The organism is Sedimenticola thiotaurini, from assembly GCF_001007875.1.
Taxonomy (GTDB): domain Bacteria; phylum Pseudomonadota; class Gammaproteobacteria; order Chromatiales; family Chromatiaceae; genus Sedimenticola; species Sedimenticola thiotaurini.
Genome location: NZ_CP011412.1, coordinates 855644 through 878536, shown reverse-complemented (window position 1 = coordinate 878536; position 22893 = coordinate 855644). Strand labels below are relative to the sequence as shown.

22 protein-coding genes are annotated in these 22893 nt (G+C 57.1%); 8 read left to right on the top strand and 14 right to left on the bottom strand.

Features of this window, described 5'->3' with window-relative positions; genetic code table 11:
* Window positions 1–72: 72 nt before the first annotated feature.
* Both AAY24_RS03890 and AAY24_RS18395 read right to left on the bottom strand, forming a co-directional pair.
* Complete coding sequence (locus AAY24_RS03890) at window positions 73–945, bottom strand: c-type cytochrome (RefSeq protein WP_046858577.1); 873 nt, start codon at window positions 943–945, stop codon at window positions 73–75.
* Between the two features lie 3 nt (window positions 946–948).
* On the bottom strand, window positions 949–1407 hold the full coding sequence (locus AAY24_RS18395; protein WP_199930485.1) for a c-type cytochrome: 459 nt from the start codon (window positions 1405–1407) through the stop codon (window positions 949–951).
* 329 nt (window positions 1408–1736) lie between these two features.
* Between AAY24_RS18395 and imuA the strand changes: the two genes are divergently transcribed.
* The 3 genes from imuA to AAY24_RS03870 are packed head-to-tail and all read left to right on the top strand — an operon-like array spanning window position 1737 to window position 6877.
* Window positions 1737–2375: a translesion DNA synthesis-associated protein ImuA gene (gene imuA / locus AAY24_RS03880; protein WP_063370442.1), complete on the top strand. Its 639-nt coding sequence runs from the start codon at window positions 1737–1739 to the stop codon at window positions 2373–2375.
* 1 nt (window position 2376) lies between these two features.
* Window positions 2377–3798 carry a Y-family DNA polymerase gene (locus tag AAY24_RS03875; RefSeq protein WP_052761037.1) on the top strand — a complete coding sequence of 474 codons (1422 nt, stop codon included), beginning with the start codon at window positions 2377–2379 and terminating at the stop codon, window positions 3796–3798.
* 1 nt (window position 3799) lies between these two features.
* Window positions 3800–6877: an error-prone DNA polymerase gene (locus AAY24_RS03870; RefSeq protein WP_046858576.1), complete on the top strand. Its 3078-nt coding sequence runs from the start codon at window positions 3800–3802 to the stop codon at window positions 6875–6877.
* Window position 6878: 1 nt separating this feature from the next.
* On the opposite strand, the gene AAY24_RS03865 is transcribed toward AAY24_RS03870, so the two are convergent.
* Window positions 6879–7517 (bottom strand): SOS response-associated peptidase, encoded by a 639-nt coding sequence (locus AAY24_RS03865; RefSeq protein WP_046858575.1) that lies wholly within the window; start codon window positions 7515–7517, stop codon window positions 6879–6881.
* 389 nt (window positions 7518–7906) lie between these two features.
* Here AAY24_RS03865 and AAY24_RS03860 point away from each other — a divergent pair, with 389 nt between their 5' ends.
* Window positions 7907–8461: a DUF3299 domain-containing protein gene (locus AAY24_RS03860; RefSeq protein ID WP_052761036.1), complete on the top strand. Its 555-nt coding sequence runs from the start codon at window positions 7907–7909 to the stop codon at window positions 8459–8461.
* 762 nt (window positions 8462–9223) lie between these two features.
* Entirely contained in the window at window positions 9224–9877 is a 654-nt protein-coding gene (gene nfsB / locus AAY24_RS03855) for an oxygen-insensitive NAD(P)H nitroreductase (protein ID WP_046858574.1), read from the top strand.
* 160 nt (window positions 9878–10037) lie between these two features.
* On the opposite strand, the gene AAY24_RS03850 is transcribed toward nfsB, so the two are convergent.
* Genes AAY24_RS03850 through AAY24_RS03840 form a run of 3 tightly spaced genes read right to left on the bottom strand, consistent with a single transcriptional unit; the run spans window position 10038 to window position 12912 of the window.
* Entirely contained in the window at window positions 10038–10868 is an 831-nt protein-coding gene (locus tag AAY24_RS03850; RefSeq protein WP_046858573.1) for an SDR family NAD(P)-dependent oxidoreductase, read from the bottom strand.
* Window positions 10869–10881: 13 nt separating this feature from the next.
* Window positions 10882–11853 (bottom strand): LLM class oxidoreductase, encoded by a 972-nt coding sequence (locus tag AAY24_RS03845; RefSeq protein ID WP_234422237.1) that lies wholly within the window; start codon window positions 11851–11853, stop codon window positions 10882–10884.
* Between the two features lie 24 nt (window positions 11854–11877).
* Window positions 11878–12912 (bottom strand): zinc-binding alcohol dehydrogenase family protein, encoded by a 1035-nt coding sequence (locus tag AAY24_RS03840; protein WP_046858571.1) that lies wholly within the window; start codon window positions 12910–12912, stop codon window positions 11878–11880.
* 183 nt (window positions 12913–13095) lie between these two features.
* On the opposite strand from AAY24_RS03840, the gene AAY24_RS03835 reads away from it, so the two are divergent.
* A complete protein-coding gene (locus AAY24_RS03835; protein WP_335337209.1) occupies window positions 13096–13998 on the top strand; it encodes a LysR family transcriptional regulator in 903 nt (300 codons plus the stop codon).
* A 46-nt stretch (window positions 13999–14044) separates the two neighbouring features.
* On the opposite strand, the gene AAY24_RS03830 is transcribed toward AAY24_RS03835, so the two are convergent.
* Window positions 14045–14803, bottom strand: coding sequence for a M90 family metallopeptidase (locus AAY24_RS03830; protein ID WP_046858570.1), 759 nt, complete (start codon window positions 14801–14803; stop codon window positions 14045–14047).
* 264 nt (window positions 14804–15067) lie between these two features.
* Between AAY24_RS03830 and AAY24_RS03825 the strand changes: the two genes are divergently transcribed.
* Complete coding sequence (locus AAY24_RS03825; protein WP_046858569.1) at window positions 15068–16204, top strand: aminotransferase class V-fold PLP-dependent enzyme; 1137 nt, start codon at window positions 15068–15070, stop codon at window positions 16202–16204.
* 85 nt (window positions 16205–16289) lie between these two features.
* The gene (locus AAY24_RS03820) at window positions 16290–16688 is read left to right on the top strand and encodes an acyl-CoA thioesterase (protein ID WP_046858568.1); all 399 of its coding nucleotides are present in this window, start codon (window positions 16290–16292) and stop codon (window positions 16686–16688) included.
* A gap of 32 nt (window positions 16689–16720) precedes the next feature.
* Here the strand turns inward: AAY24_RS03820 and AAY24_RS03815 are convergent, their stop codons facing one another.
* From AAY24_RS03815 to fabF, 7 genes are all read right to left on the bottom strand, one after another.
* Complete coding sequence (locus AAY24_RS03815; RefSeq protein WP_046858567.1) at window positions 16721–17491, bottom strand: TatD family hydrolase; 771 nt, start codon at window positions 17489–17491, stop codon at window positions 16721–16723.
* Window positions 17492–17536: 45 nt separating this feature from the next.
* The gene (locus AAY24_RS03810; protein ID WP_082117015.1) at window positions 17537–17896 is read right to left on the bottom strand and encodes a PilZ domain-containing protein; all 360 of its coding nucleotides are present in this window, start codon (window positions 17894–17896) and stop codon (window positions 17537–17539) included.
* A 7-nt stretch (window positions 17897–17903) separates the two neighbouring features.
* Complete coding sequence (locus AAY24_RS03805) at window positions 17904–18914, bottom strand: DNA polymerase III subunit delta' (RefSeq protein ID WP_046858565.1); 1011 nt, start codon at window positions 18912–18914, stop codon at window positions 17904–17906.
* Window positions 18907–19551: a dTMP kinase gene (gene tmk / locus AAY24_RS03800; protein WP_046858564.1), complete on the bottom strand. Its 645-nt coding sequence runs from the start codon at window positions 19549–19551 to the stop codon at window positions 18907–18909. Before tmk ends, AAY24_RS03805 begins: the two co-directional genes overlap by 8 nt.
* A gap of 7 nt (window positions 19552–19558) precedes the next feature.
* Window positions 19559–20557 (bottom strand): endolytic transglycosylase MltG, encoded by a 999-nt coding sequence (gene mltG, locus AAY24_RS03795; RefSeq protein ID WP_046858563.1) that lies wholly within the window; start codon window positions 20555–20557, stop codon window positions 19559–19561.
* A gap of 50 nt (window positions 20558–20607) precedes the next feature.
* On the bottom strand, window positions 20608–21375 hold the full coding sequence (gene pabC, locus AAY24_RS03790) for an aminodeoxychorismate lyase (RefSeq protein WP_234422274.1): 768 nt from the start codon (window positions 21373–21375) through the stop codon (window positions 20608–20610).
* Between the two features lie 208 nt (window positions 21376–21583).
* On the bottom strand, window positions 21584–22828 hold the full coding sequence (gene fabF / locus AAY24_RS03785; protein ID WP_046858561.1) for a beta-ketoacyl-ACP synthase II: 1245 nt from the start codon (window positions 22826–22828) through the stop codon (window positions 21584–21586).
* Between the last annotated feature and the right edge of the window lie 65 nt (window positions 22829–22893).

Here is a 22893-nt window from a genome sequence, read left to right as displayed (position 1 = left end):
CCGGACGGAGTGGTGCAACACTGTTTATCTGTTCAGGTAGAACGGTCTGGGGGAGAGCAGGGGAGGGGCAAGTTACTTCGACTCCCCGGTGTCGCGGAGATAATGGGTAATGGCCTTCAGGTCCTCTTCTGACAATTTCCCCGTTGTGTCTTCGATAACCTGCCCCATGGATCCACCAAGGAAATCACCATCCGGCGTCATACCGATCTTCAGCGAAAACAGTATATCTTCATCACTCCATTGACTGATCCGGTTGTCCGCTGTCATGGTCAACCCGGGCACTGATTCTCCTTCCGGCCCTAGCGGGTTGCCCTTCAATCGTGCATCTGTGCTGATACCACCCGTGAAATTACGTGGTGAATGGCACTCATTGCAACGGCCCGGCCCATTGACAATATAGGCGCCGCGATTCCACGCTTGTGATTTATCCGGGTCGGGCTGGAACGGCGCGCCATCAAAATTGACCAGCCTCCACAGGGCTATCAGTGGCCGAAAGTTATATGGAAAAGAAGGCTGGTGGGGTCTGTTTTTTAAAACAATCGGCGTTCGCGTATCCAGATATCGTTTCAAGTCCAGCAGATCATCACGGGACATTTTACTGTAGGCGTTGTATGGAAAGATGGGGTAGTAATAGCTGCCATCAGGTGCCTTTCCCTGGCTCATCGCCGCAATGAAATCGGCCTCGCTCCAGTGGCCGATACCGGTGCTTTTATCCGGCGTGATATTGGGTGTATAGAAAACGCCAAATGCCGTCTCCATAGCCAGGCCACCGGCCAGGGGATAATCCTCCCGGGCCGTATGACAGGAGGCACACCCGCCCATATTGAACAGGTACTCTCCGCGTGCGACCGGATCATCGGGATCAGGATTACCTGCCTGGATAACCGGAGCTACAGTAAGAGCAGTCAATAAGGTGAATAGCGAAAAGGCCGGTCCAGCCATCATGCTTCACTTGTGTTTTTTCTTTTTCCGGTAGTCGGTATGGCAACCTGAGCAGACCTTACCCAGCCTGGCAAATTGCTGGGTTATCGCCTGCCTGTCTCCACTTCGGGCGGTCTCCTGGAGTTGTTTGGCCTCCTCACCCAACTTGACTGAAAGCGCGGAGAACTTATCCCACTCCTGCCAGATTGTCGGAAGGGCCTCGCTAGGTTCATGTAAACTATGGGTTGGAAACATGTCGGGAATCTTTGTCGCAGCAGCCATGACTGTGCCGGCATTTCGGGCAATCAGGGTGCTGTCGAAAGCGGTTTTTCCCTTGATCATGTCACTTACCTGTTTCATGTTGTCACCCACATGTTTCATCATATCCATGCGCTCCTTGACGATGCCCGTGGCACCACCGTGAGCGATTACGGTGCCGGCCAGCAGCATGCCGGCACATACCAACAACAGGCGTGTTCCATTCAAATCACCAGCCCTGTTCACTGTACTGTGCATAATCACGTTCTCCATTCTGAATCCATTGCCGGGTCTAACCTGTCTGCTGTCTCTGGGAATTGAAGCGATCACAGAAGGTCGCGGTTCCCCTTGCCAGCGGAGGCGGGGACCAGCCTGGGCGCTATCCATGGCTGTGCAAGCAATGGCCATACCAGACTGACGTAAAACGAAATCATCCGGTCCGGAAGGATCTTTTTCTTAAGGCACAAATCGGTGAAGTCTATTGAAAGTTCTCTATATGTTCTCTATGCTTTAAGGCACAAATTCGGCGCTGATCAATCCTCAGTCATAAGGATTGAATGGCTGTTGCCTCCTGGTTAGAGAACATGATTCTGGAAGAACTTCTCTCAAGCGCCCCTGTCTGGCGCGGTGATAAACTGATCCTCGGTCATCAGCCGAAGACGCTCGCCACCGGCTATCCGGAGCTGGACCGGTTGCTCACCGGTGGCGGATGGCCGGGAGCGGCCCTTACCGAACTGTTGCTCGATCATCACGGTATCGGTGAACTGGGCCTGCTGCGCCCACTACTGGGCCAGCTGGGACAATCCGGACAGCCGGTGGTCTGGATCTCGCCGCCCTATATTCCCTATGCGCCGGCGCTACGCCAGGCGCAGGTAGCCCCGGAGAACATGCGCTGGCTCAGCCCCGATAATCCGGGCGATGCGGCCTGGGTAGCGGAGCAGTGCCTGCGCTCGGGCAGCTGCGGTGCAGTGCTGTTCTGGCCCAAGGCGGTCAACACCCGGATACTGCGCCGGCTGCAGCTGGCGGCGGAGCAGGGGGAGTGCCCCGGTTTTCTGTTCCGCCCCCGGGCGGCGGCCTCGCAAAGTTCACCGGCCGCCCTGCGCCTGCTGCTGAATGCCAGCTCCCAGGGGCTGGGTGTGGAACTGCTCAAGTGTCGCGGGCGCCGTCCCGGTGTCGGCGCCTGTCTGGCGGTGTGAGATGCTCTGGCTCGCCCTGCGTTTTTCCCACCTTGCATTGGAGCTGATTTCAGCCATCCAGACGACCGCCTTCCCCCTGGTGATCCGCCAGCAACAGGCCAGTCGTCAACAGGTGTTCGATGTCAATCCGGCCGCACGGCGACTCGGGGTGCGACGTGGCATGAGTATGAAGCAGGCCCAGCTGTTGGTGCCGGATATAGCCATTGTCGATCGGGACAGGGTGGGGGAGAGCGAGGGCCTGGAGCGCCTGGCCCACTGGGCCATGCAGTTCACCTCCCAGGTGGTGCTCCAGCCCCCACGGGGGCTGTTACTGGAGATCGGTGCCAGCCGACGCCTGTTTGGTGGAGTGGATGCGTTGCACCAGCGGGTCATCGCCAGCTGTGCCCGACTCGGCCACGCCCCCCGCAGCGCTATTGCCCCCAATCCCCAGGCGGCCTGGTGGTTGAGCGCCTTGCCCCGGACAACGTTGATCACCCGGGACAGGGATCTGCGCGCCGCACTGACCGCTCTCCCGTTGAGCTGTCTGGAGTTGCCGGATAAACAGCGCCAGGCGCTGCGCCGTATGGGACTGCAACGACTGGGGGCGTGTCTGCGTCTGCCCAGAGCAGGCTTGCGCCGGCGCTTTGGTGCCGAGTGGATGGATCGGCTTGATCGCGCCCTGGGTCAGCAGCCCGACCCCCGTCCGGTTTTCCAGCCACCCCGACGGTTCGAGGCGCGACTGGAGCTGCCGGCCGAGGTGGACAACTGCACCGGGCTGCTGTTTGGTCTGCGGCGCCTGTTACAGGAGCTGGGCGGGGCACTGCTGGGAGCGGACGCCACCATCGATTGCCTGACACTGACCCTGGAGTACGTGGATAGGCCGGCTGCCCCGATCTCCCTGCAACTGCTTCAGCCCCAGCGTGACCCGGACTACCTGCTGGAACTCTGGCGTGAACGCCTGGAGCGGGAGAGCCTGGCGGCACCGGTAATGGGACTGCGGCTGGCCAGTGTGGATTTTCGACTGGCCGAACATACCAGCCAGGGGCTCTTTGAGCAGAAGTCCGGGCAACTGGCCGGGCAGGCCCTGTGGGAGCGTCTGCAGGCCCGCCTGGGTCGGGAGGCGGTTCGGCGACCGGGCGTGCTGGCTGACCATCGTCCCGAGTCGGCCTGGAGCCTGGCCCATTCGACCGAGGGAGCCCCCTTGGGGGAACGACCGCTCTGGCTGCTGGACCCCCCTGAGCGGTTACGGCAGGGACCGGAGGGCCCCTGGCGTGATGGACCGCTGCGTCTGGAACAGGGGCCGGAACGGATTGAGAGCGGTTGGTGGCAGGGGCGCTGGGTACGGCGGGACTATTTTATCGCCACCGATAGTCACGGTGCCCGGTTGTGGCTGTTCCGACCGGCCGACGAGCGGAACTGGTATCTGCACGGTCGCTTCGGCTGAGATGCCCATGTCGCCTGTCGACTATGCGGAGCTGCACTGTCTCTCCAACTTCAGCTTTCTGCGTGGTGCATCCCACCCCGAGGAGCTGGTGATACAGGCGGCTGAATTGGGCTATCGGGCGCTGGCCCTGACCGACGAGTGTTCCCTGGCCGGCGTGGTGCGGGCCCATGAGGAGGCCAGGGCGCAGGAGCTGCCGCTGATTATCGGCAGTGAATTCCGCCTGGAGGAGGGCGACCGGCTGGTCCTGCTGGCCACCGACCGGCAGGCTTACGGCCAGCTCAGTGCGCTGATCACCCGAGCCCGCCGGGCCGCCGGGAAAGGGCAATACCGGCTCGCCATGGATGGAGTTGATGAAATTCCAGGTTGCCTGCTGTTGCTGCATCCGGAAGACCCGGGTGACCGGGAACGCCTGGCCCGCTATGTGGAGCAGTTTGCCGGTCGTCTGTGGCTGGAGGCGAACCGGCTGTTAACCGGTGACGAGCAACACTACCTGCGCGCCCTGCGGGCCAGTGCCGACCATTTCGGCCTACCCATCGTGGCCGCCGGTGATGTGCACATGCACCAGCGTGAACGACAGCGGCTGCAGGATCTGCTGACCGCCATCCGTCATCACACCACGCTGGAGCGGGCCGGCTGGGCCTTGTTCCCCAATGGCGAACGCCACCTGCGGCCTCTGGCTACACTGGCGCGTATCTATCCCCCGGATTGGTTGCAACAGAGCATTGCCATAGCCGAGCGTTGCCGTTTCAGCCTCGACGAGCTGCGTTACGAATACCCGGATGAACTGGTGCCGAAAGGGACCAGTCCGGCAGTCCATCTGCGCACCCTGACCGAGGCCGGTATGCGGGTGCGCTGGCCGGACGGGGTGATCCCCAAGGTGCGGGATCAGATCGAACATGAGTTGCAGCTGATCAGTGAACTCCACTACGAACCCTACTTTCTGACGGTGCACGACATTGTGCGTTTCGCCCGGGAGCGGAACATTCTCTGCCAGGGGCGGGGGTCGGCCGCCAATTCGGCGGTCTGCTACGCCCTGGGTATTACCGAAGTGGATCCGGCACGCCTGTCCACACTGTTTGAACGCTTCATCTCCAAGGAGCGTCATGAGCCGCCCGATATCGACGTGGATTTTGAACACCAGCGCCGCGAGGAGGTGATCCAGTACATCTATGAAAAGTACGGGCGTCAGCGGGCCGCCCTGGCCGCCACGGTGATCACCTACCGCACCCGCAGTGCTTTGCGCGAGGCCGGTAAGGCGCTGGGGTTTGACCAGGAGACCCTGGAGCGCCTGGCCAGCAGCCACAGCTGGTGGGATGGCCGCCAGTTGAACATGGAGCGCATCCGTGAGCTGGGCTTTGATCCTGGACAGCCACAGATACAGCAGTTGCTGACACTGACTGCCCAGCTGATCGGCTTTCCGCGTCATCTCTCCCAGCACGTTGGGGGCTTTGTAATTGCCCGGAAACGGCTCGACTGGCTGGTACCGATTGAAAATGCCACCATGCCGGAGCGCACGGTGATCCAGTGGGACAAGGATGATCTGCAGGCTTTGGGGCTGTTGAAGATCGACATCCTGGCCCTGGGCATGCTCAGCGCTATCCGCCGCAGCCTGGCCCTGATCAGTGACTACCGGGGAACCCCGTTACGTCTGCAGGATATCCCGCCGGAGGATCCGGCCACCTACGCCATGATCAGTCAGGCCGATACGGTGGGTGTATTCCAGATCGAGTCCCGGGCCCAGATGACCATGCTGCCGCGACTGCGTCCGGCCTGTTTTTATGATCTGGTGATCGAGGTGGCCATCGTGCGCCCGGGGCCGATCCAGGGGGATATGGTGCACCCCTATCTGCGCCGCCGTCAGGGCCTGGAGCCGGTGGCCTATCCCAGTCCGGCGGTGCAGGGGGTGCTGGAACGTACCCTGGGGGTACCTCTGTTTCAGGAGCAGGCGATTGAACTGGCCATGGTGGCGGCCGGATTTACCGCCGGCGAGGCGGATTCCCTGCGGCGCGCCATGGCGGCCTGGCGCAGGCGTGGCGGCATCGAGGTGTTCCAGCGCAAGCTGTTCGACGGCATGCGCCAGCGTGGCTACAGTGAGGCGTTTGCCAGACGTATCTTCGATCAGATCAAGGGCTTCAGCGAGTACGGTTTTCCCGAGTCCCATGCCGCCAGCTTCGCCTTACTCGCCTATGCTTCCGCCTGGCTCAAGTGTCACCATCCGGCCGCTTTCTACTGCGGTCTGCTGAACAGCCAGCCGATGGGTTTCTATGCCCCCGCGCAACTGATCCAGGATGCCCGGCGCCATGGCGTGCGGGTCCATCCGGTGGATGTCTGTTACAGCGACTGGGACAGCTCCCTGGAGCGGGGCCGGGATGGCAAGGCGGAGTTGCGGCTGGGTCTCCGGTTGGTCAATGAGCTGTCCCGTAACGGTGCGACGCGGCTGGTGGAGGCTCGCCGGCTCCAGGCGTTTACCGATATTGCTGATCTGGTCCGGCGCGCCCGGCTCAACGAGCGGGATATCCAGGCCCTGGCCGCGGCCGATGCCCTGGCCGGATTGGGCGGGCACCGTTACCAGGCCCAGTGGCAGGTGCTCGGTATCGAGGAATCGACGCCGTTATTTAACGAACCGGCAGAAGAGCCGCGGGTTGCGCTGCCGGAGCCTGAGCTGGAGGAGGCGGTGTGTGCCGACTACGACGCCTTGGGGCTGTCGCTCAAGCGCCATCCGCTCCAGCTGTTACGCACCCGGCTACGGCGTGTCGGGGTGCGTACGGCGGCCGAGGTGCAGGCGGCACGGGATCGCACCTTCCTGCGTTCCGCCGGCCTGGTGATCTGCCGCCAGCGCCCCCACACCGCCAGTGGCGTGATGTTTGCCACCCTGGAAGATGAGAGCGGCCAGATCAACCTGGTCATCTGGCCCAAGATGCTGGAGCATTTTCGCCAGGTGGTGCTGAATGCCCGGCTGTTGCTGGTCAAGGGACAGGTGCAGCGTGAAGGGCAGGTGGTGCATCTGATTGCTCACCAACTGGAGGACCGCAGTGACTGGCTGGGTGAGTTGAATATCCCGTCACGGGATTTCCGCTGAATCACTTCCGGATCGGCTGGATCAGTACTTCCCCCTGGTTATGTGTATTACCCACGGCCCGACCCACTGCGTGATACTGCAGATCCTGGTGTATAGAGGATTCCCAGAGACGATCAGCGGCTCGGCACCCCTCTGTCAGCCAGCTGCGGGCATCGTCCGGTGCCAGCATCACCGGCATCCGGCTATGGAGTTGGGCCAGATCTCCGGCAGATTCCCGTGTCAATATGGTGCAGGAGTAGGCTCCCTCGCGCAGTTCCCACAGACCGGCAAACACCAATAACCCCATCTGTGCCGGCGCCTGGACGAAGTAGGGCTGTTTTACACCCTGTTCGGTACGCCATTCGTAATAACCCAGGGCCGGAATCAGGCAGGTCTGGGCGTGGTGCCAGGCATTGCGAAACGTCGGCTTTTCACTTGCCGATTCCAGCCGTGCATTGAAGGTGGCGTACCTGGGGGAGGCCTCTTTTGACCAGGCCGGAACCAGGCCCCAACGCATAGGGAAAGTCCCATCTTCCCGGATGGCGGGAATGGTCTGGGTCGGTGCAATATTGAACCCGGTGGAGATGCCGGCCGGCCAATCCTTCAGGATATCCAGCCACTCAGAAGTGACATCGACATGGTTGGCATAGCGTCCACACATGCTACATAGCTCCTCAAAGGGACAAGCCGGTAATTTGGTGAGTCATAATCGGGCAGTTTAAAGCGGAAATCATTTCGTGCGAGTATAGTGGCTTGATATTCCATCGGCATAACCAGTTTCTGCAACTGCTGCTGAACAACTCATTTGAGCAGGAGAACCGCCTGGTATCTGTCAATCACGGTTCGGTTCACGACCCGGCATTTGACCGTAGTATACATCTGGTCAAGGTCAACAGGCTCTGTGAAGAGAAAAAGAGGGTGCTATGGGATTGCTATAGCGATAGATATCTAAGGGAATGGGGTCGCTACAATTATATCGCTGCCGGACCGCTGGTGGATTTGGTTTCGGCCTACGGCGTTAATCAAGCCTTGTTAGAAAGAGATTAAATAATGTTCCATAAGATACTAATAAAACGTTTAATTTTTATTTTTATCACCGCCCTTGTCGCGGCAGGTAACCTCGGTGCAGCGGAGAACGGGGTAGAGGAACTGGAATGGGCTGAACTGGTTCCCGAGGGCTACAGCCCAGATGCGCTCCTGGAGCAGTACCAGGAAAAATACAACATTGATGAGCTTTCAGACGATGATCCCCTGATCACCGAACTCCAGGCAAAACTCAAGGAGCTATGGAATAGTGCGCCGATAAACACCGCGCTGAATGGCAAAACGGTCAAACTCCCCGGATTTGTCGTGCCGCTGGAGGGCGACGGGCAGCGGACCTCGGAATTCCTGCTGGTCCCTTATTACGGTGCCTGCATCCATGTACCACCACCTCCTGCAAACCAGACCGTTTATGTCACCGTACAGGAGAAGCAGGGTGTAGAGATCCGCAAGCTGTTCGATACAGTGTGGGTGACCGGTGTGATAAATGCGGAAAAGCTGAGTACCGATATCGCGGATGCGGGTTATACGCTACATGCAAGCAAGGTCGAGCCATACGAATGAAGATGCTCTGGCGGATATATTGCCTGGCGACACTACTGGTTTGCTGGTCAATTTCGGCGCCGGGGGTCGGATTACCAAGTTGCCATCTTCATCCGCCAACAACAGCGAATTTAGCCAACAGGTTCAAGAGGCTGATCTCCTTCGATACATATGAGGCCTGCGAAGAGGAAAACCGGATGCGCTTTTCCGGTCTGGGTCGTTGTCATTGCGGTTTCTTCAGTGAATTCGGGACAGGGCGTGCAATACCACAGGAGCGTGCAATTCGAGCCCCCGATAACATTCAGGACGGGCCAATCCCTTAAATATCCTGTATACCTGCCGATCGGTGGGAGACAACACCATACGTTAACGATTTCCTATCCGGCTGTTCTATCCGAATTGATAATTTAACATAATATACATTATGCGCATTTATATATCAGTCCGAAACCACCCGTAATTCTTCTGTTATGGGGTTTTAACCGGGAAAACCATTGGAACTGGCATAATGACCCCTTTTCTAAATTAACCTGGACTTGCTGCCTAAGTAATTTGAGAGATTTGGTCGTTGTGGTAAGTTTCCTGCCCCGTCGTCGGTCTCTCCGTCGGGCATGCAGAGATGTAAGGCATACTCAATCCCTGGATTTGAGCGCTTCATTTTCAAATTAATTTTGAAACTTATTCTCCACCATGGCGGTTTTTCCACCTATCCATGGTGATTAGGATTGCCCACTAAGATGAACAACCACGGAATCCCAACCCAGGAACAGAGACAAGACAACCATGAATATCGCCCATTTTGCCCAGACCCGGCATGCTACCAAGGCATTTGATAAGAACCTGAAAATCAATGATAAAACCTTCGACCAGCTGCGGACTCTGCTGCGATTCAGCCCATCGTCGGTCAACTCCCAGCCATGGCACTATGTGATTGCCAGCACCGACGAAGGTAAACAAAAGGTGGCCAGCGCCACCGCTGCCGATTATCCCTACAATGAACCGAAAATCCTTAACGCATCACATGTGGTGGTTTTCTGTGCCCGCACGTCGATGGATCAGGAGTATCTGACGCAGGTACTGGAACAGGAAGATCGGGATGGACGCTTTGCCAATGCGGAGGCTAAACAGGGTCAGCATACTGGACGCAGTTTCTACGCCAACCTGCATCAATTTGACCTCAAGGATACCCAGCACTGGATGGAGAAACAGGTCTATCTCTCCCTCGGGACCCTGCTGCTGGGCGCCGCCACGCTGGAAGTGGACGCCTGCCCGATTGAGGGATTTGATCACCGGATCATGGATGAGGTCCTGGGGCTGCGGGAGAAAAGCCTCACCAGCATCGTTGTGGTTGCATTGGGTTACCGCAGCGAAGACGATTTTAACGCCTCACTGCCCAAGTCCCGTCTGCCGGCCGAGAAAATTTTCACCGATATTTAACGCCGGTTCTGGATATCAGATAACCGACTGCGGCCGGCGACCCGGGTCGCCGGCATCTTGTGTTTACGGCGAGGCACCCAACCAGTGCTGTATCGCTATCCGGGAGGATCTGGTTATCCCCTGCTCTCACTGGCGGTGAATTGTTCAAGTCCAGTGTCATTCAGTCAGAACTTCCCCACTGGTCGGTCATACCGGCCACCACTTTGTCGATCGCCTGCACAACAATCGCGGTTTTATCGGGATCGAGCGCATCGGCATGGGGCGAAGCGAACGCCCTGGTATCATTGTCAAAATAGCGGCCGGATGCGTGCTGAAACCCATCATCCAGCGCCGTACGGGTCAATATATCCGCGCCAATACGGATATCTTTACCCGCGGTACCAAAACCCTCTTTCACCATCTTGGTGCCGAGCAAGGAGCCGGGGTTGACCGCGATTATGGCCGGCCCCGCTTCCTTCAGGGACAGGGCCAGGCTGCGGGACCACATAGTCAATGCCAGTTTGCTTTGTGCATAGGCACTGAAGTCGTCGTCCAGTCTGACCTCTCCTGCCAATGCCTTCACGTTGACCGGGGACTGAGCGGCGGATGAGAGGTTGATTACCCGCCCGGTCGTTCCCAGCAGTGGCAACAGGCGTTGGGTCAGCATATAGGGTGCGATGCTATTGACTGCAAAGCGCACATCGAGTCCATTCTCCGTAATGGGATTGGCGCTTTTGAATACCCCCGCATTGTTGATCAAAACATCCAGTGTTGCGTGCCGCTCCGTGATCGCCCGGGCCAATTTATCCACTACAGCCAGTTGGGACAGATCGGCCACGTAGCTCTTAACCGCGCCATCACCCGGTATCCCGGAGAGGGAGCGTTCCACCTCTTCCAATTTGGCGGGATTACGGCCATGCAGCAGCACGCGATGGCCCCGAGCAACCAGCGTCCGGGCGGTCTCCAACCCGATACCGTCTGTGGAACCGGTAACAAGAATGGTTTTTTGCATAATCTCTCTTTCCTTATTCAATAGGATCCGGCCCGGGAAAATCCGCCAACAGCTCATCGGCCAGCTGTTTCAGGGTTGTTTCGATATCCGCCCGGTTGAAGCGCAGGTTCAGGGCAACATGGTTGATGCCGATCTCCTGCAGGGATTGCAGATAGCGTCGAAGATGGTTTATGCCCAGGCGGAAACCCAGGTGAATCGGTTCTGGAACCGCTTCCGGGTCTTCGGTCAGGTCGATATAGAGCGATTGTACGGCGGGCTTGGCGGGCTCATCTGCCGCTTTCACCCGTTCCCGCCAATCACTGATGATACGGGCCTGTGCTGCCACACCGCGCGGATAGGTTATCCAGCCCTCGCCGTTCCGGGCGATCCAGTCCGGATCCTGCTGGCTGCCACCGGTGATTAGCAGCGGCACCCTTCCGGAGAACGGTTTCGGCAACATATCCAGGTCGCCCTGAAGCGAGCCAAACGGATTATCGAATGCTGGCCGCTCTTCCCACATCCGCCTGATATAGTCAAAGCTGGTACGGAAACGGGCACCCCGCTCGGCAAACGGCAGATTGAGCGCCGGATACTCCTCGGGCCGGTCGCCCGATGCCACGCCCAGGATGAGTCTGCCCCCGGACAACAGGTCCACGCTGGCCGCCGCCTTGGCCACATGCGCCGGGTGGCGCAGCGGCAGCACGATACTGGCGACGCCAAGGGCGATCCGCTCTGTCCGGGCAGCCAGCAGGCCGAGATAGACAAACGGATCGAAAGTCTGTCCCGCATCGCCAAAGGACGGGACATTAAACGGTACATCCCGCAACCAGACGGCGGCAAAGCCCAGCTGTTCCACCAGTTGAACACGCTCCAGGTGACGCGTAATGGTTGGCACCGGACCGGTTGCATAGTGCTCAAGCGGTACCACCAGGCCAAGGCTCAGACGGTTGGGCTGGAAGGTGCTGTTGTACCCTCTGTTAATGGTCTGAAATTTCCGCGTATCCATGGGCTCGGTCTCTGTTGACTCCATTCAGGACAGCTGAAAACCTTCCAGGACGATCTTGCCGATTGAGCGACCGGTTTCCAACGCCTGGTGCGCTGTCCGGAGGTTTTCAGCATTGATGACCCCGAGGTTTTTGCCGATGGTTGTCTTAATATAGCCCTGATCCACCAGATCCGAGACACGATTGAGCAGCCGGCCCTGCTCCGCCATATCGGGCGCCTGAAACATGGAGCGGGCGAACATGAACTCCCAGTGTAGTGACAGGCTTCTGGGTTTCAGCTTGGTCACATCCAGGGATTCCGGGTCATCGATCATGGCAATCCTGCCAAAGGGTGCCAGAAGCTCGGTATAACTCTCGAAGTAGGAGTCGGTGCTGTTCAGGCTGGCCACATGGGTAACCTGACCAATACCCAGTGCCTCGATCTGCGGCTGCATGGGTTTGGTGTGATCAATCACATGATGCGCGCCCAGTTTTTTCACCCAGGCCTGGGAGCTTTCACGGGAAGCGGTGGCGATAATGGTTGCCCCGGTGATCGTGCTGGCCAGCTGAACCAGAATCGAACCCACACCACCGGCCGCGCCGACCACCAGAATGATATCTGCAGATTTTTCCACGGTGTCCGGGTGCTGCTGTTGTAGACCCAGATGCTCAAATAAAATTTCCCAGGCGGTGATGGCGGTCAGGGGCAAGGCAGCGGCTTCGGCGTCTGACAGGCTTTTCGGCTTGTGGCCAACAATACGTTCATCCACCAGTTGATATTCGGCGTTGCAGCCCGGGCGGGTGATGTCGCCCGCATAATAGACCCTATCCCCCGGTTTGAAGCGGCTGACTGACTCCCCTGCTGCAATCACCTCACCGACGGCGTCCCAGCCAATCACCTTGGTTTCGCCCGCTGCCGGTGCCATATTCTGGCGCACCTTGTAATCAGCAGGATTCACCGCTATTGCCTCGACTTTTATCAGCAGATCCCGTCCGGTCGCTACCGGCTGGGGCAATTCAATATCGGTTAAGGCGTCCACGTTGTCGATCGGCAGGCATTTGGTATATCCAACAGCTTTCATAAAATTTCTCCAGTTGATCATCCCCGGATGGGGAGTAGAGCGAAGTTGCAGGAGGCAACCCCGACTATTCACTGGGGTAGATGGTAGGGATTGATTGTTATCCTATAAACAGGATAATGCACGAAACATTATCAAATAATATTGGATAATATGTTACTGGAAGATCTTCAAGTTGTCCTGAAAGTGGCTGAATTTCGTAGTATTACGGCGGCAGCTACCAACCTGGATATGCGTACAGCCACCGCCAGTGCGGCGATTAAACGGGTGGAAAATGCCCTGGGTATGGAGCTGTTTATCCGCACTACGCGACAGCTGCGGCTCTCCAGTGCGGGAGAGCGTTATATCCCCCAGTGCGAACAGGCGCTGAACCTGTTGGAACAAGCCAGGCAGAACATGCGGGATAGTCTGGATATTGTGGATGGTGAACTGCGTATCGCCCTGTCATCGGACCTGGGTCGAAACCTGGTGACACCCTGGCTTGATGAGTTTCTGGACATCTACCCCGGCGTCAGCCTGAAAATCAACATCAGCGACAGCAATATCGACTTTTATCGTGATTCCGTAGACCTGGCGCTACGCTACGGCTCCCCTACTGACGCTAATCTGTACGGTTTCAAGATCTGCAATGTCCCCGGCATTCTCTGCGCCACCCAGGGGTACCTGGATAAGCACGGAACCCCGGAACACCCCCATGACCTGGCCGCACACAACGGGTTGTTCTATCAGCTCTACGATGTCATCCACGATCTCTGGGTGTTCTCCCATAACGGGACAGAGTACAAGGTCAAGATGCGCGGGGATCGCGCCTCCAATGACGGCGATCTGGTGAGACGCTGGTGTGTGGCCGGAAAAGGGGTGGCGATAAAATCGTGTCTGGACATGTCCGCCGATCTGCTGTCAGGAAGAGTGGTCAATCTCCTGCCCGAGTTCAAGCCCAGAGCTACCGAACTCTGGCTTGTCTGTCCGAGTCGGCAATCCATCACACCAGCGGTACGGCTACTCAGGGACCGTTTTCAGGAGAAGAGCAGAGAGATACTCAATCAGTTGGTAGAAAAAGGATTTCTGGAGCGCAGCGTTCTCGACTAGAGCCCACGGAGCCAAGCCAACCGGATGGCCGCTGTTCAGACCGAAATCAGTCGCTTTCAGGTAACGGAGACTGGCGGTAAAAAAGGCTCAACTGGCCATAAACCTGGGGATAAATTCGCGCCAGAAGCTCAGGGGACTGGAAAAAATATTCACTGCACACGGCGAAGAATTCAGCCGGATTTTCCGCCGCGTAGGGGTTGATCCCGCTCTCCTCCCCCCTATTACAGCGATGTAACAGATCATCATAGGCCGCTGTAAATTTGGCGCTCCACTCCTGTCGGATCATCTGCTTATGGATGGGTGGGTAACCGTTGGCCCGCCCGTCCAGCATATCCAGCTTGTGAGCTATTTCGTGGATAACCAGGTTCTGGCCCGGTTCTGAGGCTTCGATATCACGCCAGGAGAGTACCAGGGGACCCCGCAGCCAGGCTTCGCCACCCAGGATATTGCGGTGTGTATGCACCACACCAGCCCCATCCACCGCTTCCCTTCGGGTGATAAATGCATCCGGATAGACAATGATTTCCACCCAGCCGTCGAGCCAGTCCAGGTTCAGGTTCAGAATCGGCAGACAGGCCTGCACAGCGATCAGCAAGCGCTGTTCCTGACCCAGTTCCAAGCCCTGAACCGGTTCAATCGCCTTGGCATGTAAAAACAGCAACGATAGTTCGCGTAGACGTCCCCACTCTTCCAGATTCAGACGATGCAACAAGGGCATACGCTCGAACAGCCCCATCCAGACCGATTCATCCACAGAGCTACGGGAGAGAATACGTCTGTTACGCCACGCCTGATACGACCACATCACACGACCTACCGGATTGAAAGATTCAAAAAAGATTGATTGAAAACGGCCCGTCGGATTACGGCGGGCTACAGTTCACCAGTGCGTAGCCTACTTTTATTTAGCTGCCCGTTCTGGCATCGTTGTTTAGGGGGCCTGCAGTTGCTCCTGGACAGTTGGACGCCATCATCGCCGGTTCAGTTCACCCATGTCCGGGTTTTATCCGAACCCTGGCAAAACGCGCTATCCTGGGACCCTAACCGACCAACCACGGTAACGTGCTCTATGAAAGATGAGAAAAATCTATTCGGCTTGCAGGATGACCTGATCTACCTGAACCATGCCGCCGTGGCCCCTTGGCCGCGCTGTACCGCCGAGGCGGTCAAACAATTTGCTGACGAAAACAGTAGTCTGGGCGCGACCCACTATTTGCAATGGATGGAGACCGAGCGCCAGTTGCGGGCAAATCTTGCCTGGTTGATCAATGCATCATCCCTCGATGATATCTCGATTCAGAAAAGCACTTCCGAGGCGCTATCAACCATCGCCCACGGCCTGGAGTGGCAGGCGGGACAGAACGTGGTCTTCCTGAAACAGGAGTTTCCCTCCAACCGGGTCGTCTGGCAAAGCCTGGCCCGTTATGGTGTGGAGGCGAGGATAATCGAACCCGGCCCGGAGCAGACGCCGGAAACCGCCCTGCTGGCGGCCTGTGATGAAAACACCCGACTGATCAGTGTGAGTTCGGTGCAGTACGCCACGGGGCTGCGTATGGACCTGGAATCCATTGGTCGTTATTGCCGGGAACGGCAGATCCTGTTCTGTGTCGACGCAATTCAGAGCCTGGGCGCCCTGGCGTTTGATGTAAACCGGATAGCTGCAGATTTTGTCGTGGCTGATGGCCACAAATGGATGCTTGGACCCGAGGGTGTGGCCCTGCTCTACACAGCTCGGAATATCCGGGAGCAGCTGAAACTGCACCAGTTTGGCTGGCACATGCTGGCGGCGGCCGGTGATTACGACAGCCTGGAAACCACCCCCGCCAGCAGCGGACAGCGCTTCGAATGTGGCAGTCCCAATATGCTGGGTATTCATGCACTTAACAGCAGTATCTCACTCATCAAAGAGATTGGGCTGGAGCAGATAGAGGCTGCTATTCTAGGCAATACCGATCTGCTCATCCACCTGATTGCTGAACACGATCAACTCCAACTGACCAGTTCACCAGAACAGCATCGTCGCTCGGGAATCGTCACTTTCAGGGTAACGTTCGGTGACCACGAACAGGTCTACCGGGAGTTGATGCAGCGTCGTGTGATCTGCGCACCGCGTGGCGGCGGTATCCGGTTTTCTCCCCACTTTTATACCGGCGAGCAGAAGTTATACGACGCGATGCAGATAGTGACTGAAATTATCAATAAATAACATTAAAAATAACTATTAAGCTATTATTTATAAAACACTATTAGATAAACTAATTGACTATTTTAACCAACACTTGAGATAAACCATGAGTAAATACCCCATCGAAGAACGTAACCCGGGTGAACGTCAGTTAACGGTCAGAGTGCTCGCCATGCCGGCAGATACCAACCCTTCAGGCCATATCTTCGGTGGCTGGTTAATGTCCCAGGTGGATATTGCCGGGAGTATCATCGCCATGCAGGTGGCCGACGCCCGGGTGGCCACTGTCGCCGTGCATGACTTTCAATTTGAAAAACCGGTCCATGTGGGTGATCTGGTCAGCTGTTATGCTGAGGTGGAGCGCAAAGGAAATACATCGATACGGGTCAAAGTGGAGGTCTATGCAGAGCGGGACAGAAACCCCCATACGGTCGGGCGAGTCGCTGTGGCCTCTATCACCTATGTCGGACTGGATGAGAACTCCAGGCCGAAGTTAATTAAATAAATTATCAGGTAATGACTATATCTATCTGATAATTAATTAAAAAACAGCCTGTAGAAATTTTCTTTGGTAATCTCTTCGATGCGCTCCCGGTCGACCCCCCGGATGTCCGCCACCTTGTCCGCCACATGGGCCACGTAGGCCGGCAGATTGGATTTACCCCGCAGGGGAACCGGCGCCAGGAAGGGTGAATCGGTCTCTATAAGAATCCTGTCTTGGGGGACTTTTTTCGCCACTTCCCGCAGATCGGCCGCGCTGTTGAAGGTGATGATGCCGGAAAATGAGATATAGAAGCCGAGATCCAGCGCCTGTCTGGCCATCTCCCAATTCTCGGTAAAGCAGTGCATCACTCCACCGACGCTCCGGGCGCCCTCCTCCTGCATGATACGGATGGTATCTTCCCGGGCGGCCCGGGTATGAATAATCAGTGGCTTATCGCACATCCGGGCCGCAGCAATATGGTTTCGAAAGCGGTCACGCTGCCACTCCAGATCACCTTCGCTGCGAAAATAGTCCAGGCCGGTTTCCCCAATGGCGACATTTTTCGGGTGTTTGGCCAGTTCCACCAGCTGTTCAGGGGTCGGTTCCTCTCTATCTTTATCATTGGGATGCACGCCGACTGAAATAGAGATGTCGGGCTGCCCCTCCACCAGTGCCAGCATGGCCGGATAGCTCTCCAGGTCGATGGAGACACAAAGCATGTGCTCCACACCCGCGCTGCGGGTGGAGTCGAGCATTTTTTCAAAACTGTTATCAAAGGGCGCCAGATCCAGGCAGTCCAGGTGACAGTGGGAGTCGACAAGCATCAGGGTCTCTTAAACTGTTGTGCAAACGCACCAACAGAGGTGCGTTTACATGGTGTGGGTGGGGCGCTCCGATTTCAGTGCGCCGGCGAGGTAGCCTTCAATCTTGTTCCTGGCCATGCCTCCGTCCTGGTCACTGAATTGAACACCGATGCCGGCAGCCCGGTTTCCCTCGGCACCAACTGGTGTAATCCAGATGATTTTACCTGCCACCGGTATGCGTTCCGTCTCCTCCATCAGGGTCAACAGCATGAAGACTTCATCACCCAAACCATATTTTTTATTGGTGGGTATAAAAAGGCCGCCATTTTTAACATACTGCATATAAGCCGCGTACAAGGCGTTCTTGTCTTTGATAGTCAAAGAGAGAATTCCTTGTCGGGCTGCCGGTGCATTCGTTACAGACATACTTATCTCACCCAACGCCGATGCCCGCCCAATTGAGCAGCAGGCTTTCCAATTGCATTTGTGTATTCAGCTGAGAGCCCAGTGTCCGGTTTGCTTCCAGGAGTTGGTCCAACAGCGCGTACAACTTCCTAGAGTTTACCTTTCGTGCCAGCGCATGCAAGCGATCCCTTTGATCCACATTCATTATATGGGCAGACTCCGGGGCTATTTTGAGCCGAATCAGGTCTATCACCCAGCCGCTGAACCAGTTGATCAGACTCAACTGGTCAAGTTTGCTCCAGCGCAGCGCTACACCGATGGGATCGCTCCCCTTCAGAATGCCAATCAGATCATCTAGCACCCTGGCCCGCTCCTCCAGGATACCTTCCCGGGCATAATTCAATGCCAGCAGGGGGGCGCCAGAGGCCAGCGAGAGCAGCAGTGGGAGATCCCCATTACCATGGATCTGCTCAGCCAGCCAGTTCTGGGCGGTCGCCGGATCGGGCGGAGTAAAATGGTAGCGCTGACAACGACTTCGAATGGTGGCTGGCAGGCGGCCGGCATTGGCCGTCACCAACACCATCACGGTGCGTTCTACCGGCTCCTCCAGGGTCTTCAACAGGCTGTTCGCCGCTGCCGTATTCAGGGCGTCCGCCGGTTCTATTATGATGATTTTATAGCCACCGGAGCGGCTGGTCAGCCCTTCTTTCTGGGTAAACTCTCTAATGGCATCGATCTTGATCGCTTTTCCCGGCTCTTCCGGTTGAATCCAGGTGAAATCCGGGTGGCTGCCCGCACGCAACAACCGGCACCCCTGACAGTTTCCGCAGGGCCTGCCCTCCTCCTGGGGCTCCGTACAGAGCAATGCAGCGGCCAACCGATGGGCGAACCAGGATTTGCCCAGGCCCAGTCCTCCGGTAAGCAGCAAGGCGTGGGGCAGACGGGCGGACTGCTTGGCAGCCATAAGGCGCTGCCAGTGGGTCGCCTGCCAGGGCAACACGGCCTCGATCGATGAATAGTCCGTTAACGGTTCATCCATCAAGTTGCCCCTGGACAAATCGTTGCATAACCAGACGGATCTGTTCCTGCACCTGACCCAGAGGCACGGCGGCATCTACAACCTGTACCCGAGCCCTATCCTGTTCTGCGATAGCCAGGTAGGTCTCACGTACCCGTTCAAAAAAAGCGTGCTGTTCAGCCTCGAAGCGATCCGGTTCGGAGCGTTGACCGGCCCGATCCAGTCCGGTCTTGACCGGCAGATCCAGCAGCAGTGTCAGATCAGGTTTGAGACCCTGCTGAACCCACTCTTCCAATACATTGATCCGATCCATATCTATACCCCGTCCGCCGCCCTGGTAAGCGTAGGAAGCGTCGGTAAAGCGGTCACAAAGTACCCATTTACCGGCATTCAGGGCGGGCAGGATGATGCGGGTCAGGTGTTCTGCACGGGCAGCAAACATCAACAGCAGTTCCGTGTCCCGGCCCATGCCAGTGTGTTTGTGACCCAGCAGAAGATCCCGGATATCCTCACCCAAGGCCGTGCCACCCGGTTCCCGGGTGAAGACCACTTCATGGCCAGCCTGCTCCAGCAGGTCGCGAATGAAGGCCAGATTTGAACTCTTGCCGGCGCCCTCGCCACCCTCTACCGTAATGAACTTGCCCTTGTTGACCGTCATGGTTTGATTATCGCTTAAGCTGGTATTTTCTGACAGCCCGGTTGTGTTCGCTCAGGGTACTGGAGAAGTGGTGTTGACCATTTCCCTTGGCGACAAAGTAGAGGCTGTTTCCCTTGGCCGGATGCAGGACAGCATGGAGGGCGTCAGCACCCGGCATGCTGATTGGCGTGGGCGGCAACCCCCGATGCACATAGGTATTGTAGGGTGTATCCCTGCGAAGATCGCTACGCCGTATATTGCCATCAAAATCGTCTCCCATGCCGTAGATCACGGTCGGGTCGGTCTGCAGTCGCATCCCTTTTCTGAGCCGGCGTATAAATACGCCGGCAATCTCTGGACGTTCGGCGGCGTGGCCGGTCTCCTTCTCCACAATGGAGGCAAGTATCAGGGCCTCATCGGGGGTCTTGAGGGGCAATCCCTCTTCCCGTGCTGCCCATTCCCGCTCCAGAAGCTGCTCCATGGCGACCTTGGCCCGCTTGAGAAAATCAAGGTCGGTTGTACCCTTGGGAAAATGGTAGGTATCGGGTAAAAAACGCCCTTCCGGATGCATGTCGGGTGATCCAAGGCGGGTCATGATCGCTTCATCGGAGAGACCCTCCAGGGTGTGTTTCAGGGCCTTATGGCCGGCAACGGCGGCAAGCACCTGGCGGAAATTCCATCCCTCTACCAGGGTGAGCGTGTGGTTCACTACCTGCCCTGAAACCAGCAACGTCAACAGTGAGCGGGGGGTAAGTCCTGCGTTGAGGTGGTATTCGCCGGCCTTGATATTGCCTGCCTGGCCCTCCAGTCGCGCCATCAAACGGAAATAAAATGCGCTATTGATATAGCCACGCTGTTGCAGATCGCCGGCAACGGCGGAGAGCGAACTGCCCGGCACAATTTCATAGGCGATCCCTGCCTCCGGCAGCTGTAAGGGCTGATTGCTGAAGCTGTCGAGCGACATCAGCACCCAACCGAGGGCGAGACTTCCGGTAAGAATCAGTATGCCAAGCAGTCGAAAAAGCATCGAAAATAATCTGCCGGATCAGTAAGTTAAAGGAGAATACTTAGACAACATCAGCTCAGACTATAACCCCGCTCCTGGACGGCATCAATCAGATTCCGGGGCAAGGCATCGAGAGAAAACTCCTGTCCGGATAGTTCCCGAATTGGCCAGATACCGATCAGTGAATTGGTCAGAAAGAGACCGTCGGCGACCCATAAATCCTGCAGGGATATATCGGTGATAATGACCGGGATATCCAGCTCTTCGGCGATTTCAATGACTCTGCCCTGCATCACGCCTGCCACACCACAGCGGCTGAGATCGGGGGTGTAAAGCTTCTCATCCTGCACCACAAACAGATTGGAACTGGTTCCCTCGATGACCCGGCCGGCTGCGTCCATCATCAGGCCTTCGTGAATGGATGGATCATTCCACTCATCCCGCGCCAATACCTGCTCCAGTCGGTTCAGATGTTTCAAGCCCGCCAGGGCCGGATTCCAACCCAGCCGGGTGGAGCAAAGGCGCGCCACGATACCCCGCTGATGCACCTGTTCCGGAAAAGAGGGTTCATCGCTGAAACTGATTATCCGGCTAGGTTGACTCTCCGCCTGGGGGCGATACCCGCGCTGGCCAGGTCCACGGGTGATAATAATCTTTATTACTCCCCGCCCGGCTTTGCCAATTTCCCGGTCAACTTCTTGCCGCAGCTGATGAATATCGGGCGGTTTGATACCCAGCCGGGAACAGCCACCGAGCAACCGCTCCATATGCCGGCGCCACAGGCATGGGGCACCATCTTTGACGGCGATGGTTTCAAACAACCCGTCTCCAAACTGCAAGCCACGATCATTCGCTTCGATCCGGGTTTCGCTTTTGCCGTTGATTAACAAGCCTGTACCTCTCTATACACCGGTTTGCAGGGTTATTTTATCGATCTGTAAGATAGATTGAACGGCACTCGATTGATAGCCCTGACAATAAAAAACGCCTGGTAATAGGCGTTTTTTATTGCGTATACGCTATCGACGGTAATCTGACGGATAGGAATCAGTCAGTCACCCGACGGAAGGCCAGCGTACCGTTGGTGCCACCAAACCCAAATGAGTTGGAGATCGCCACATCGATCTTCATCTCTCTGGCGGTGTTGGGTACGTAATCCAGATCACAATCCGGGTCCGGGTTCTCCAGATTGATGGTCGGTGGCGCAACCTGGTCGCGGATGGCCAGGGCAGTAAACACCGCCTCCACGCTGCCGGCGGCTCCCAGCATGTGGCCAGTCATCGATTTTGTGGAGCTGACGGCCAGCTTATAGGCGTGGTCGCCAAACGCACGCTTTACGCCACGGGTCTCGGCCACATCACCTGCAGGCGTCGACGTACCGTGGGCATTGATGTAGTCAACCTGTTCGCGATTGATGCCACCATCCTTAAGGGCCAGCAGCATGCATTCACTGGCACCTTCGCCACCCACGGACGGAGCGGTCATGTGATAGGCGTCAGAGTTCATTCCAACGCCGACGATCTCGGCATAAATTTTGGCACCACGTGCCTTGGCCGCTTCATACTCTTCCAGCACCATAACACCGGCACCGTCACTCAGGACGAAGCCGTCCCGATCCCGATCCCAGGGACGGCTGGCGCCCTGGGGATCGTCGTTGCGGGTGGAGAGTGCCCGGGCGGCCGCAAAACCACCCAGTCCAACCGGCGAGGTGGCCATCTCTGCACCACCGGCCACCATGGCATCCACATAACCGTGGCGAATCAGACGGGTCGCTTCGCCTATGTTGTGAGTGCCGGTACTGCAAGCGGATACGATTGAGTAGTTGGGACCTCTCAGCCCATATTTGATCGAGAGGTTACCCGCCACCATGTTGATGATGTTGGCCGGTACAAAGAACGGGGAGATCTTTCGTGGACCGCCATTAAGGTAGGCGTGATAACTGTTCTCGATTCCGGTGATACCGCCGATACCGGCACCAACAGCGACACCAATACGGGGCGCGGTCTCATCGTTAATTTCCAGTCCGGAATCTTCAATGGCCTGGGACCCGGCGGCGATGCCGTAATGGATGAACTTATCCATTTTCCTGACATCCTTCTTGGGCACGTACTGGGTCACGTCAAAATCATAGATCGGACCACCGAAATGGACGCTGAAAGGTTCAATATCGAAATGGGTGATCGGTTGAATACCACTCTTCCCCGCGAGAATATTCTCCCAGGACTCGTTAACTGTGTGTCCAACCGGCGTCACCATACCCAGCCCGGTTATAACAACCCTTCTTTCAGACATCTGAGGCCTACCCCCTATTGGGATCTTAATAAAGCAAAAAGCCGCATCCAGTCGCTATAGACGGC